We start from the raw sequence: 13,967 nt of genomic DNA on the forward strand, positions 1-13,967 counted from the left end.
TTGTTCACTCAGTGCAGTCGCTCTCAGAGCTTGATCTGTTAACTCTGCCGAGAGTGACTCGATCGCAGATCGGACGGCCTTCGTAACGTCCCGGCCTTCAGTGCATTCTCCGAGCTTGTTTGTACGACCTGCCCCTGCGAGTAGCCGTTTCGCTACTGATAGCTCCTTCGCCGCGTCTCTCGCGACCTCTGCCCGCCGCTCCCACAACGCGCGCTTGGAGCGGAGTTGGTAGTCGGCGTCGTCCGACCTAGGTGGCACCGGTGGGCCCAATCTGGGAAATACCGAGTCATCTGAGAACGGTGTCGTCACAAGTCCCCCTCACGCTCGCGCGCCCCGACGGCGCCCCACCCTCGCCGAACAGACTAGCGTGGCCCGGCGATTCCGCCATCTGATCCTGCTCGCTGTGGAGTCTGAACCCCGGCAGACCCACGGAAGCCAACCCGCAGCGCCGAACTCCTCCGAATCGAGTACGCCTCCACGTCCCGCGCGAACTGGGAGAGGGCGCGGTGAAGCCGCTCAGGACAGAAGTGGCCACCGAGCCCAAGCCCGGTGGCCACACGCCGACTACAACCCACTACGCCCGCCGACGCCCGCGCTTGCGGTTCGCGAGGTGGTACGAATCCCGAGACATCTTTGACGCGTACCCCGCACCCTCGACCCGCGCCTCCGCACCCAGCACCTCGATGCTCCGCAACTCCTGCTCGATCAGCGCGTGCTCCTCGGGAGTAGCGAACGCCGATGCCCGTCGAAGCTGCGACGCCGACTCGCCGAGCAGCTGGTTGCCCGCATCCAGGTCGCCGGCCTCGAACGCCTCCGATGCCTTGAGCTTCGCGGCCTGTCCCTCCTGGTAGAGCCGCTCCGACTCCACCTTCGGGTCCGGAACGCGACCCGACGCTTCGTCGCCCGGGACCACATTCACCGAGATGGGCAGCGACACCGTGTGTTCGGTGAGCGTCGCGGTCTCCACGTACCGGAGTTCGAGCGTCGCGATCTGCGTCAGCCCGAGAGCGGCCAGGCCGTCGACCTTCATCCGCAGCAACAGCTTCCGCTCCTCGAGCGCGTAGAAGTCGCCGAGTTCGACCATCACCTCGCCGTCGGCGGTCTGGTGTGCCGGCAGGTCGTTGTACAGCGATAACTCCTTGACCTGCGGGACGAAACGCACGGTCAGCGTCACCACCTGCGCCGACTTCGACAGCAGTCCCTCGACCTCGCCGGCGATCGCCGCACCCGCGGCGTCCGGGTTGTCGGCGAACACATGATTGCCGTTGCCCGCCCGCGCCATCGCCGACAGCAACGTCTCGTCGTAACCGCGCCCGTAACCGAGCGTGGACGTGACGATCCCGTCCGCGGCGGCTTTCGACGCAACACTCGCGAACTTGTCGACCTCGGTGATCCCGCGGTTCACGTGGCCGTCGCTGATGATCAGCACCGTGCCGCCCTGGATCCCCGCGGCCAGGCCGCTACGCCGCAGTTCCCGCAGGCCGAGCAGGTACCCAGACGACAGATCGGTGCAACCACCGGTCACGATCGACCCGATCGCGTCCACCGCGCGCTGCTTGTCCGACAGGAGAGTGGCCGGCACAACGACCTGCGCGTCGTCGTCGAAGGTGACCACGCCAAACGCATCCGACGGATCCAGCTGCGCGACAACGCCGGCCAGCGCCTTCTTCGCACCCTCGAGCGGACTGCCGGACATCGACCCGCTCCGATCGAGCACCACCTGCAAGGCAGTAGGGGTGCGTTTGGATTCGGGTCCTGCGGGAGCCTGCAGTTCCAGCAGAACGGTCACTTCATCGGCGGTCTCGTGGGCCACCATCTCGACGTCCAGAGCAGCGGAGAGTTTCATCATCATTCCTTCCTCCGTCCCGGCATCCGATCGAGACGGCGACTTTGCGCGAATATGAGTTTAGTGCTTTGCGCAGACATTCGCATAGTCTTTTATTGTGACCACTCGTTCGACGACGCTCACCGACTACCCACGACCGAACGTGGCCGTCGACATCGCGGTCCTCACGGTCTCCGACGGCGCGCTGAACGTGGTGATCCAGCGCGACGAGGAGGGGAGGGTCGCGTTGCCGGGGCGGTTCGTCCGGGAGCGGCACACCGTCGAGGAGACGGTGCGCGAGGTGCTCGAACTGAAACTGGGGCTCTCGCCCGATCACGTCCATCCGCACCTGCTGGCGGTCTTCAGTGATCCTGACCGGGATCCTCGCGGGTGGACGATCTCGGTCGCGCATGCCGTGGCACTGCCGGCCGTCGAATTGTCCGACGTCACGGGTGAACTCGCGCCCGTCACGCCAACAGGTCAGCTGACGTCAGGGGAGCGGGTTCTTTACGACCACGCCGAGATCATTGCAGCGGCCACCGACAAACTCCGCGAACGCTACGAAGACCAACCCGACCCGGACAACCTCCTGCGACCCCCGTACACGTTGTCGGAGCTGCGGGAACTGCATGAAGCGATCCTCGGGCGGCGCCTGATGCGGGACTCGTTCAATCGGCGGGCGCAGCCATTACTTGCGCCGCTCCTCGACGCCGAGGGGAAGCCCGCGACGAGGGTCGGTGGCGGCCGCCCGGCACGGCTGTACGCGAAGGACGCGCCGCCGACGGCGACGTTCGGATGGCGGTTGCCCAGTCCGCCGTCCGATGGGAGTCGCGACGGGTGAAAGTGAAGCTACGACTTCCTGGTCGCATGTCTGGAATGTCGACGAGCGGTGTCGGACGAAGTCGGTACAGTGCCTGCGACAACCCTGGACCGATCGAGGATCTCCATGACTGAAGTGACCGCGAATGAAGTGGTTGAAGAACTGAGGCTCACCCCGCTTCAGGTGCTGACGGTGCGCTCGTTGCAGGCGCGCATGCTCGCCGCTGACCTCAAAGCGGAGCGCAAGGATCGGAACACCACTCAGAAAACGAATGACTTGCATCGGTTTGTTCTGCAGTCCTTTGTGGATGTGGTGCCGGTAGGTAGAGCGGATTGGGTTCCTTCTGAGTTGGAGGACTTCGACCAGAGGTCGATCGAAGAAAAGGTCGATCTGTTCGTCGACCTGGCCGCTCCGCTTGCGGACCGGGTCAAGACTCGGTCGGCAGCAATGGTGATCCTTGTCGAACTACTCACTTTCCAACCGTGGGCTGACGCAAGTAAATGGGATAAGAAGACTCGCCAGAAGAGTCTCGAAGTCGCGGACCGCGACCTCGCAGGTTTGAAGCTAGGCGACCTCAAGTCTGCGACTGAAGAGCTCGACGCCGTTCGAAGAGCGCTGCGCCTCAAATCGATCAAGTGGGGCCGAGTCGCAGCGGCGACCGTGGTCGGGGCGGGTGTAGGAATCGCCACCGCAGGATGGGCGGCCCCAGCGATCGGCGCCGCGATCGGAAGCTCGATGGGTCTGACCGGTGCGGCCGCGACGTCGGCTGGATTGGCGGCCCTGGGCGGTGGATCGCTGGCTGCGGGCGGATTCGGTGTCGCCGGCGGGACAATGCTTCTGACTGGAATTGGAGGCGTCGCCCTTGGTGGCGCTGCCGCTGCCGGAACTGGATTCAGTCCGCTCGCATCTCAGGCGATCGCCGCCGAAGCTGTGAAATTGGACCTCATCGCGCGACTGGTACTGGCGAACTCCTCCAATCGCGACGAGAAGATGCGTCGTGTGGTCGAAAGTCTTCAGGAGAACATCAACACCCTGACTGACCGAACCGAGTTGCTCGTCGACAGAATCGGCACTCTGCGTGTCGAAAATGCGCAGACAAAAGCCGAGAACGTCTCACTCAAAGCCCAGATCGAAGAGATGAAGCACGAACTTCGCGAACTGCGCTCCGCCACAACGACGCTCACAGTGGTTCGTGACCGGTTGCCGGCGATGAGCGCACAATGAGTGACGACGAGATCGAGCTCAACCTCGACACGCAGGCGCGACGCCTCAGCGAGCTCGACGACATCATCACCGCCGCGCTGAACGATGAGGAGCCGGCGGTCGATCTCCCGGAAACGTCGCGTCGGCAGTCCTACGAGGAGCTAACTGAGTACAACAAGCAACTTCGGCTGGAACGAGGTTGGGACGAAGTTGATCTCGACCAAGCGCTGACAGCAAGGCAACGCGAAGCGTGGGAGGAGTGGCTCACCAAACATCGCCTCCAGTGGAGGTCCTCGGACTTTCTTGCAGTCGGCGCTGCCGGTGTCATCGGCCTACTGTCGAGCTGGTTCGATTCGACGATCGACACGGCGGTGCGCGACAGGCTGCGGAATCTCACGGAAACGTCCATCGTCCAGAACTGGGAGGCCGCAGGCAAACGTTTGCCTGTCGACCACATGGGTCCAGGGTTCGGGGGCCGCGCACATCGCGTGAAGTCAGCTGGACACGATCTGGGGCGTCCCATAGAGGCGCTCAGGCAAGTGATGCAAGGGGAGTTCCGAGGGGTTCGTTGGGAGAACGGGATTCCTTGTGCCGTTGCGTGCGACGGGTTTCGGGGGCCAATGCCTCTTACTGAAGCGGCTCTACGACTCAGCCAGCATCTGCTTGCGGATGTCGTTACGCCAATGAGTCTGCCGATTCCAGGAATGTCGTTGTTGTACGAGAGTGATTCTGAGGCGCTACGGAAGTTCGCGCTGCATGCATACAGCGGTCTGGGCAACGGAACCGGATGGAATCTTCGGAGCGGGATAGCCACTCCGTCGATGACGGTGATCGTCGTCGAGGTGCTCATGCGCACATACGTGCACGCTGAAGCGTTCCACAGAACGGGAACCGCAAAGCTGGACTGGCCTGAACAGCGTCGTCGCACAGAATTGCTCTTGGCCGCCCACGGTCTCGTGTCGGCGATTTCGTTGGGCAAGGTGGCTGCACGAATGGCGGCGCACCAGGCGGTCGGAGACACCGTGCGCGTATTGCATCCATCTCACATCCGTCACGCGAACATTCCGGCCCTGCTCCGTACCGGCACACTTGCCGCAACCGTCATCAGTGACGCATACCGTGCGTCTCGAATTCCAAGCGCACGATCGTGGGACGATCTCGTTGTCAGTACCGCACAACCCTGGCAGCTGGATCTTGTCGATCGCTTCGAGGAATGCAGCGACTCGTACTGCGACCTCGTCCTCCCGTTGCGCGATGTCGATTAGTCGTCGATTTGTGGTGCTGCGATCAAGTGGCGCCACTTCGTCGAGCAAACAAGAACGCGATGTGCCCACTGAATGGTGGACACATCGCGTCGATACTTGGCAGAGCAGCTGCTCAGGAGGCAGCGTCCATCACGGGTGGACGCCGCGCTTGTTGAGCCAGACCTGGGGGTTGATCTTGGTGCCGTTGGCGTCCCAGACCTCGTAATGGAGGTGGGGGCCGGTGGATTGGCCGCGGTTGCCCACGGTGGCGATCTTCTGGCCGGCGGTGACGTGCTGTCCGGGGCGGACGAAGCTCTGGTCGACGTGCCCGAAGACGCCGGTGGTGCCGTCGTCCTGCTTCACGCGGACCCACTGGCCGAAGCCGGAGGCCGGGCCGGACTCGACGACGACTCCGTCGGTCACGGCATAGACGGGGGTGCCGATCTTGTTGGCAATGTCGACGCCGTTGTGGTTGGAGCCCCAGCGTGCGCCGTAGCCTGAGGTGACGGTGCCACTGACGGGCTTGACGGCCTTCCGCATGCCCGGGGCGCCGGGGGTGAAGACCGACGGCGGCAGGATGTCGCGGGCGAACTTGTCGACCTCAGGCGGAAGGGCCAGGCCGGCCGGCATCTTCACGTTTTCCGGCAGCGCGATGTGCGGGGCCGGCGGCTGAGGCGCGGGCTGGGCCGATGCCTGCGCCGCGGTGCCGACCGTCAGGCCGGCGGCGCCTGCAAAGGCCACGAGCGCGGCAGCGCGCACTGCCTTTCGGGTGCGGGTCTGGGGTGAGTGATGAGCGTTCAGGAAATTCAAGGGCACAGCTTTTCTGTTTCAGTAACGATTAGATCTCGTATCGGACACGACGAGGCTAAACACGCGGACCTGAGCACAGCCTTAGAAATCGGCCTCAGCGTGGCCGGGCTCACTCGGAAGATGCCGATCACCCAGGTCAGAGTGGGCCCGGTCACCCTTTTGGGCGACGCCGCGATGACACTTACGCACGCGGCTTCGTACGGCGACGCGCGCTGGGAGCCGCGTCCGGGGTCGCAAAGAAAGGGGACGGCGATCCCGCACCCAGCCGGCTGCCGAACGCGACACGGTGAGCCGACCCTGTGGACGGCCGCGAGGAGATCCGGCGTCGGGTGATCTAGCATCATCCGGCACGGGGATGAATGTCGGGGGATTCGATGACTGTCACGTATGCGGGGGAAGTGCGGGCGTACCTGTCCGGTTTCGGCGACCCACCGATGCTGTACGCAGCACTACGCGAGACGCAACTCTCGGTACCGCTCGATGTCCACGGCCGTTTCTTCACCCTCAAGCAGAGTGGGCTGCCGTGGATGCTGGCGTTCACGAGTCCCCAGCGTCTACGCGACTTCGCCGACCTGACCGAGCGCGACTCCGCCGACATCACCTATGTCGAGGTCCAGGGACAGTCGCTGATCGACGACGTCCTCGACCAAGCCCCGGAACCGACGGGCCTCGTCGTCGACTGCGCGACGTCGGAGATGATGACCTTCCCGCCGACCAAGGACCTGACTCCGCACTGTTACTACGACGACGAGGGCGAGGTCGTTCGATGACAGACAACTTGGGCGTCAATCCCGCCGACATGGAGAAGGCCAGCGCCGGGATCAACGGCGTGATCGACGCTCTGGGGCAGACCGGCGTCGGTTCCGGATACTCCGCAGGACTCGGTCGCGGTTACGGCGATCTCGATCTCGACGGCAAGACAATCGGCCACGCCGACCCCAAGGACGGCCTAGAGGAATACTGCGATCGTTGGGAGTGGGGCGTCCGCGCGCTGGTGACCGGCGCCGCGGAGCTCTCCAAGGGCCTCGGACTGGGCGCCAGTCACTATGAGCGCGAAGAAGAATGGGCCGCCAACCAGCTCAAGGACTGGGCGATGGACCTTGTCGGTGACCCGAACCTGACGGCCGAGCAGATCAAGGAGATGTCCTTGGGCGATCTGTGGGACCACAACCGCAACGCCGTGACCAACCCGCAGTGGGCGCTGACCCCCGAGGAGATGCAGCGGCACAAGGAGTTCTTCAGCGCCACCGGATCGACGCTGCTCGACGACATGGGGACCATCGGCCGCCACGCGGTCAACCCCGTATCCGGGGTCACCGACACCATCGATGGCTTCCAGAGCGACGGATTCACCGCCGACACCCCGACCGAGCCGGGTTTCCCCGCCCCGCGCGTCGACCAGTGATCGGGGCGGCCTGAATGGGCATGTTCGACTTCCTCGAGGACGGTAAAGAGTGGCTCGGGGGCGTGGTCGACGGCGCCACCGACCTTCTCGGAGACGGTCTCCGCAGTGTCGGTCTGGACAAGATCGCCACCGGGGTCGAGGACTTCGGCGACAGCGTCGCCAACTCCCTGGGCGCTATGCCCGACGAGAAGCAACTGGAGGAGTCGAAGAACCCCAAGGAACTGGTCCTCGGCGACCCCGGTGGAATCCGGGATCTCGCCGCGAAGTTCACCGGATTCGCCGGCAACTTCACCAGTGCCGGCGAGGGAATACGGGGCATCTCGGCGGGCAACTGGACCGGGGACGGCGCCGCCGGCTTCCGTGATGCCACCGCGAATCAGGTTCCGAAGTGGTTCGCCGCGGCCGACGCCGCGTCGAAAGCCGCCGCCGCGCTGTCCAGTTGGGCCGGCGTGGTCGAGTTCGCGCAGCAGAAGGCGGCCGAGGCCGTCCGCGTGTGGGAGGAAGGCGAACGCAAACGGGACGAGTGGGTCAAGGCGGCCGACAAGTACAACGAGGAACTCGACGACTATCAGAACGATCGTCGCGACACCCCGCCCGTCCACCCGGGGCCGGATCCATGGCCGGGATACAAGGCCGAGGCCGAACGGATCCTGAAAGTCGGCCGTGACCACCGCAATTCGGCGGCGCCGGGAACGAAGGCCGAACTGAGTAGTGCCGCGAACATGGCGCCACCGATGCCGTCGGCGTACGAACAGGCAACGATGACCGCGAAAGACGTGGGCACCGCTGGCTTTACCGCGTTCAACCATTTCGAAGCCGGCATGATCGGCTCGGTGACCGAGGTCGTCAAAGCCCTCAACATGCTCAACCCGACGAACATCTACAACGTCACCAACCCGCACCAGTACGCACGCAACACCGCGGGCATGGCGGCAGGCCTCGTGCATCAGGTGGCGAACCCCGACGAGTTCGTCCGCGGTTTCATCGGTTCGGGGTGGTCGGACGATCCCTCTCAGGCCCTCGGCAACTTCACCGGCAACGTTCTCATGACGGTAGCGCCCGGGCCGAAGGGAACATCCGCGCTCACCGCAGGCCTCAAGAGCACACGTCATCTGCCGTCGCCATCATCTCCGACGCCCCGCGCCGGGTCTGTGTCCCATGCACCTGGTGCGTCGCCGATTGCACCGCACCCATCGCCTTCCACACCCACCGTCACGCCCGCAAACCACGGTGCCACACCGTCTTCCGAGCTGCTCGGTAGTCATGGCCCCGAACTTCCGGTGACACATGATGGCCCGCCGGTGTCACCAGTGGACACCCCGACACCACATGCACCGGTCGACGCACCGTCGACAACTCCATCGTCGGTGCCGGATCGGGGCACACCGGCCGGGGGAGCCGTCGACTCGACGCCGACTCCGGGACCCGACGCGCCGACAGCACGTCCTGATACTCCCGCATCGTCTCCCGATCAGCCCGTCGGTGGAGGCACGTTCGACAACCCTGCACCTACCGGCACGCACGGCGACGGCCCATCGCCCACGCCAACCCCTGAGTCGACGACGGCGTTCCATGGAGACGCGCCGGATCCGTCGAGCTCCGATGTCGGAAACAGCACGCCTGGCTCGCGGACGACCGCTGACGACAACCCGCCCGGACCCGACCGCGGCGAGACGACCACGCCTACGGGTGCCGGCGCGGTCGAACACACCCCGGATCAGGCCGGGACGCCCGCCAACCACACCCCCGACCACTCCGACGCCCCCGCTCGCGTCCCGGTCGACCGCAACGACGCACCCGGTGACCTCCGTAGCGAACCGTCTTCTGTCAAGACCGATGGCGACCCCGCCGGTCGAAATCCCGCGCGCCCCGATGAAACGGCACCAACCGACCGCGACGCCTCTGGAACGACCCACCACGAACCGACTCGGCCCAGAACTGATTCCCACGGTTCCGGACAGCACCCCGGCCGTAACGACGAGCCCACCGGTGCGCATCCACCGAAAGCCGCCGACGAACGCGGCGGTCCAACAACACATCCCACACACGCCGACGCGGACACGCCAATACCGGGAGCGCGCCCGACACCCGTGGCGCCCCACGGTGACGGCCCACCCTCCGGGGCCCACCAGGGGGCCGACACGCCGACCCGGAGCCCGTCGGAGAACTCGCCGGCAACTCCGGTTGCGCCGGTCTCCGGCCATCACGCGGCGTCGACACCGCATTCGACAACCGATGGCGGGCAGCCGAAACCCTCAAACACTCCGGGCGGCGCAGCGACGCCGACCAAGACCGACACCCCCGCGGCACCACCGCGGATCCCCGAGCACACTCCCGACCGCACTCCACCCGCACGGTCCACCCCTGACAGCACCGGCCACGCCCGCGAGAGCGACCGCGCCCGGCCCGCGCAATCACATTCCCACCACGTGCCCGAACCGGCGGTCCGACACATGCCCGACCGCGACCCGGGTACTCCCACCCCACGGGTCACGCCTGACGACCGGTCGATCCCGCCGGCGGTACTCGCGGACCGGCCGGTTTCACCTGACCGACCGGCCACTCCGAACCACCGTCCGACGACACCGGATTCCGACGCGACGCTTCGCGATCACGATGGGCCGAATGGTCCGAAGTCCGAGCCCGAGATCGACCACGACACGCGTGAACCCCACGACCCGGCGATGCCCTGGCGTACCAACGAGGACGCGCCGGACGTTGCGGGCACCAGCGCGGGCAACGAGGCGCCGTCGCAGTGCCGCGCCGACGGAGAGCCGGTCAACGTCGCGACCGGCGAGTACTTCCTCCCGCTGACCGACGTCGAACTACCCGGCGTGCTTCCGCTGCGTCTGACGCACCGGCACCGTTCGCGGTATCGATGGGGCCGCTGGATGGGCCAGACCACACCTTCGACCCTGGATGCACGAGCGATCGTCGAGGAGGAGCTCGTCACCATCGTCGATGGCGACGGAACGTTGACGAATTTCCCGAAGCCCGACGGTGATTCGGTGTCACGGAGTGTCACCCCGACTGATTGGGAGCTGCGCACGACCCCAACCGGCGGTTACCAGGTCACCCACATCCGCGACCGCGTGAGCTGGTTCTTCATCCCGATACCCGAACTCGACGGGGTGGACGTTCGCGCCGGTGATATCGCGGTGTCGGCGATGACCGACCGTCACCACAACCGGATCGAATTCATCTTCGACAAGCAGGGCCGACCCAAGGCGGTGGAACACTCGGCCGGCTATCGGATCGAGGTGCAGTGCGACGGCGCCCGCATCCTCGGCTACCGGCTGACGGCGGGCCTGGGCGGTGCCGCCGTCGATCAGCAGCTGTGCACCTTCGACTACCACCAGGGCAATCTCGCGGTGTCGACCAACGCGGTCGGTGCCACAACGTATTTCGCCTACGACGACGCTGCGCGGATGACCTGGTGGCGCGATTCGCTGGATATGGAGTACTGGAACTGCTACGACGATCTCGGACGGGTGACGATCCAGTCCGGCATGAACGGTGTTTGGTCGGGCCGGTTCAGCTACCAACTCCGGCCCGACGGCAACGGTTCGTACACGACCTATCGGGACGCCGTCGGCGCGACGACCGTCTACGGCATCGACACCGACGGCCGGGTGCGTCAGGAGGCCGACGCCGCCGGACGGATCAGGGCCACCGACTACAACGCCAACCGTCAACCGCTGTCCATCACCAGTCCCGGCGGCGCGCGCACCCTGCTGCGCTACAACGCTTCCGGCGACGTCGAGTCGATCACCGCGCCGGACGGCAAGGTCACCGACATCGCGTACGCCGAGCCCGCCTGTCCGGTACGGATCGTCGAACCGGGCGGCATCACGACGCGGATCTCCTACGACGAGAACGGTTCACCGGTCAGCGTCGTCGACAACGCGGGCGCCGACACTCGCTACACGTACGACGAGCACGGTGCGCTGACTTCGCGAACCGATCCCGACGGCGTCGTGGTGCGGTATCGGAACAACGGTGCCGGCCTGCCGGTCACGATCGCGGACACACTCGGCAATACCACGCGGATCACCTACGACGGCTTCGGGCGTCCCACGGAGGTCATCGATGCCGAAGGCGCGCGGACGGTCGTCTCCTACGACGCAATGGGCAACCGGACCAGCGTCTCCGCACCGGACGGCGGCCAGTCACGATGGGAGTACGACGGCGAGGGCAACTGTGTCGCACACACCGACCCGGTCGGGGCCGTGACCCGTTGGGAGTACGGGCACTACGACCTGCCGGTTGCACGCATCGACGCGGACGGGTCCCGCACCGAATTCAGTTACGACGCTACCCGGCGACTGATCGCGGTCACCAACCCCGACGACCTCGTCTGGACGTACACCTACAACGCTGACGGCTCACTGGCGTCGGAAACCGACTTCAACACCGCCACAACGACCTACACGTACGACGATGAGGGGCGCCTCGCGTCGCGCACGAACGCAGCGGGTCAAACGGTGTCCTTCACATACGACGCAGCGGGCCGGCGCATCAGTGATCTGACTGCAGACCCGGTCAATCCTGACCTCGGTGGTGAGACAACCGAATACAGCTTCGACGCCGCCGGTCGACTCGAGAGCGCAGCCGGTGTCTTCGGTCGGTGGCACACGAGCTACACCGCGGCCGGACTTCCGCAGCTCACCGGCGTCGACGACGGTCGGACCGACTGGATCATCGAATCTGCTTGGACCGGTGCTGGACGACTGGCGTCGCTGACGTCGCCGACAGGCGTCAACACCCGATACGGCTACGACCCGCGTGGTGTTCTCGACTTCCTGTCCAGCGCGGGTCGTTCGTGCGACATCACTACGAGCCCGACAGGCCGTGAGCGGCGTCGCCGCTTCGAGGGCTCGGCCATCGATTCGGGGTGGGACGCAGTCGGTCGTCTTACCGGACGGTCTGTGATGGCGGTCGCGGACCGCCCGTCGGCCCTGAATCTCGGCATCAGTGGCGCGAACGCGGGGGAGAAGCGCCCCGATCGGACTGTCGCAGCCGCCGAGTACAGCTACCGCACGGACGGAATTCTGACGAGTTCGACGACGACATTGCTCAATGGTCGGACCGACTACCGAGTGGACGTGCTCGGGCGCGTGGTCGCGGCCACTGGTCCTGCTGGGACCGAGCAGTTCTCGTACGATTCGACCGGCAACATCACCGAGTACGCGTCTACGGGCGAGGACGGCCTCGGTCCCGAGGTGCGAGGCAGCAACCAGTCTTCGCTCCCGGATGCGCGAGGCGCCGGCGACCAATTGCTCCCTGATGTGGGCGGCGCACGCGACCCGATGCTCCCTGAGGTAAGAGGCGCCGGCGACCCATTGCTCCCTGAGGTGGGTGGCGCACGCGACCCATTGCTCCCTGAGGTGCGAGCGCAGCGAGCCTCGAAGGGCCGTCGCCGCTACTCCGGCACCCTTCTTGTCGACGACGGGCGTACGTCTTACCGCTACGACGCTGCTGGTCGCGTTGTGTCGATGAGCCGACGTCGATTGTCGCGCAAACCGGATGTCTGGCACTACGTCTGGGACGCTCACGATCATCTGCGGTCGGTGATCACGCCGGACGGCACGGTGTGGAGTTACACGTACGACCACGTCGGACGGCGACTGTCGAAGACGAACCAGTCGACCGGCGAGACCGCACGCTTTCACTGGCACGGAGAGCACCTCGTCGAACAGACCGAGATGGTGTCCGACGACGCCGACTTGCGGTTGCAAGCCACCACCTGGACCTATTCGCCTTCCGCGTACGCGCCGCTGGCGCAGACGGTCACATCTGAGCCGATTGGCCTGACCGAGAGTGCGGTCGACTCGCCCCACGCTGCCGATCAGGTTCACGATCTCGGTCTCAACCTAAGCAGCTCCGCTCCCACTGCACCTTCGGTGCGCCACTGGACGCAATCCGAGGTTGACCGCGAGTTCTTCGCGATCGTCACTGACCAGATCGCTGCTCCGACTGCGCTCATTGACCCGGACAGCGGGCAAGTCGTGGGTCGATCAATCCGGACCCTCTACGGCGAGACCACGTGGACGGGCGAATCGACGCCATGGTCGTACCCGGGGCAGTACCTCGATCACGAAACAGGCCTGCACTACAACCGCCACCGCTACTACCAATCCAGCGCCGGTCGCTACCTCAGCCCGGACCCTCTAGGACTTGCGCCCGCGCCGAACCCCCACTCGTACTCAGCCCGTCCTCCGACAACGTGCGACCCATTGGGACTGACGCCCTGCGACGGAGACAAGGTCATAGACCACTTCGGTCCGATGAAGAAGGGGCCGCAGGAAGACTGGGTGGACGCGACATTCCGCGGTGGAAGCTACACCGAGAAGGTGACGACTCGGCCAATGACGCTCTACCGGGCGTTCACCGAGGGCGGCCCCGTTCTCGGTCAGTTCTGGACACGCACTAAGCCCTCCGGACCGGTGCAGGCCCGCATCGACAGTGCGCTCAATCCCGAATGGAAGAATAAGGCGACCGCAGTAACCACGATCGAGGTCCCAGCCGGAGTTCGGTACTTTGAGGGCACGGCTGCCCCTCAAGAGATATTCGGAGGCGGTGTTCTCCTCGGAGGGGGGAATCAGATCGTCTTCGAAGCGGATTTCTTCGTTCCTATGTCCTGGATACGTGAATAGATGG

8 protein-coding genes are annotated in these 13,967 nt (G+C 65.4%); 6 read left to right on the forward strand and 2 right to left on the reverse strand.

All coding sequences use genetic code 11. From position 1 onward, the window contains the following. Positions 1-574: 574 nt before the first annotated feature. Positions 575-1,846 (reverse strand): vWA domain-containing protein, encoded by a 1,272-nt coding sequence (locus tag LQD00_RS00910; RefSeq protein WP_232715423.1) that lies wholly within the window; start codon positions 1,844-1,846, stop codon positions 575-577. A 97-nt stretch (positions 1,847-1,943) separates the two neighbouring features. Here LQD00_RS00910 and LQD00_RS00915 point away from each other — a divergent pair, with 97 nt between their 5' ends. The 3 genes from LQD00_RS00915 to LQD00_RS00925 all read left to right on the forward strand — a co-directional run bounded on the left by LQD00_RS00915 (position 1,944) and on the right by LQD00_RS00925 (position 5,113). Next, positions 1,944-2,666: an NUDIX hydrolase gene (locus tag LQD00_RS00915; RefSeq protein WP_232715231.1), complete on the forward strand. Its 723-nt coding sequence runs from the start codon at positions 1,944-1,946 to the stop codon at positions 2,664-2,666. A 105-nt stretch (positions 2,667-2,771) separates the two neighbouring features. Further along, positions 2,772-3,869 carry a hypothetical protein gene (locus tag LQD00_RS00920; protein WP_232715232.1) on the forward strand — a complete coding sequence of 366 codons (1,098 nt, stop codon included), beginning with the start codon at positions 2,772-2,774 and terminating at the stop codon, positions 3,867-3,869. Further along, positions 3,866-5,113 (forward strand): hypothetical protein, encoded by a 1,248-nt coding sequence (locus LQD00_RS00925; protein ID WP_232715233.1) that lies wholly within the window; start codon positions 3,866-3,868, stop codon positions 5,111-5,113. The genes LQD00_RS00920 and LQD00_RS00925 overlap by 4 nt, the downstream gene beginning before the upstream one ends. Positions 5,114-5,242: 129 nt before the next feature. Here the strand turns inward: LQD00_RS00925 and LQD00_RS00930 are convergent, their stop codons facing one another. Continuing rightward, a complete protein-coding gene (locus LQD00_RS00930; protein WP_232715234.1) occupies positions 5,243-5,902 on the reverse strand; it encodes a M23 family metallopeptidase in 660 nt (219 codons plus the stop codon). Between the two features lie 374 nt (positions 5,903-6,276). On the opposite strand from LQD00_RS00930, the gene LQD00_RS00935 reads away from it, so the two are divergent. From LQD00_RS00935 to LQD00_RS00945, 3 genes are read left to right on the forward strand one after another with little or no spacing between them, the layout of a single operon-like run. Next, on the forward strand, positions 6,277-6,672 hold the full coding sequence (locus LQD00_RS00935; protein ID WP_232715235.1) for an SseB family protein: 396 nt from the start codon (positions 6,277-6,279) through the stop codon (positions 6,670-6,672). Beyond that, complete coding sequence (locus tag LQD00_RS00940) at positions 6,669-7,307, forward strand: hypothetical protein (protein WP_232715236.1); 639 nt, start codon at positions 6,669-6,671, stop codon at positions 7,305-7,307. The genes LQD00_RS00935 and LQD00_RS00940 overlap by 4 nt, the downstream gene beginning before the upstream one ends. A 14-nt stretch (positions 7,308-7,321) precedes the next feature. Beyond that, entirely contained in the window at positions 7,322-13,963 is a 6,642-nt protein-coding gene (locus tag LQD00_RS00945; protein ID WP_232715237.1) for a putative T7SS-secreted protein, read from the forward strand. The last annotated feature ends 4 nt before the right edge of the window (positions 13,964-13,967 follow it).

The organism is Gordonia metallireducens (genome assembly GCF_021245825.1).
Taxonomy (GTDB): domain Bacteria; phylum Actinomycetota; class Actinomycetes; order Mycobacteriales; family Mycobacteriaceae; genus Gordonia; species Gordonia namibiensis.

What these genes read in the sequence shown, in the direction of transcription:
- LQD00_RS00945 (WP_232715237.1), top strand. Translation starts at nt 7,322, where the DNA reads ATGGGCATGTTCGACTTCCTCGAGGACGGTAAAGAGTGGCTCGGGGGC.
- LQD00_RS00920 (WP_232715232.1), top strand. Translation starts at nt 2,772, where the DNA reads ATGACTGAAGTGACCGCGAATGAAGTGGTTGAAGAACTGAGGCTCACC.
- LQD00_RS00910 (WP_232715423.1), bottom strand. Translation starts at nt 1,846, where the DNA reads ATGAAACTCTCCGCTGCTCTGGACGTCGAGATGGTGGCCCACGAGACC.
- LQD00_RS00935 (WP_232715235.1), top strand. Translation starts at nt 6,277, where the DNA reads ATGACTGTCACGTATGCGGGGGAAGTGCGGGCGTACCTGTCCGGTTTC.
- LQD00_RS00940 (WP_232715236.1), top strand. Translation starts at nt 6,669, where the DNA reads ATGACAGACAACTTGGGCGTCAATCCCGCCGACATGGAGAAGGCCAGC.
- LQD00_RS00925 (WP_232715233.1), top strand. Translation starts at nt 3,866, where the DNA reads ATGAGTGACGACGAGATCGAGCTCAACCTCGACACGCAGGCGCGACGC.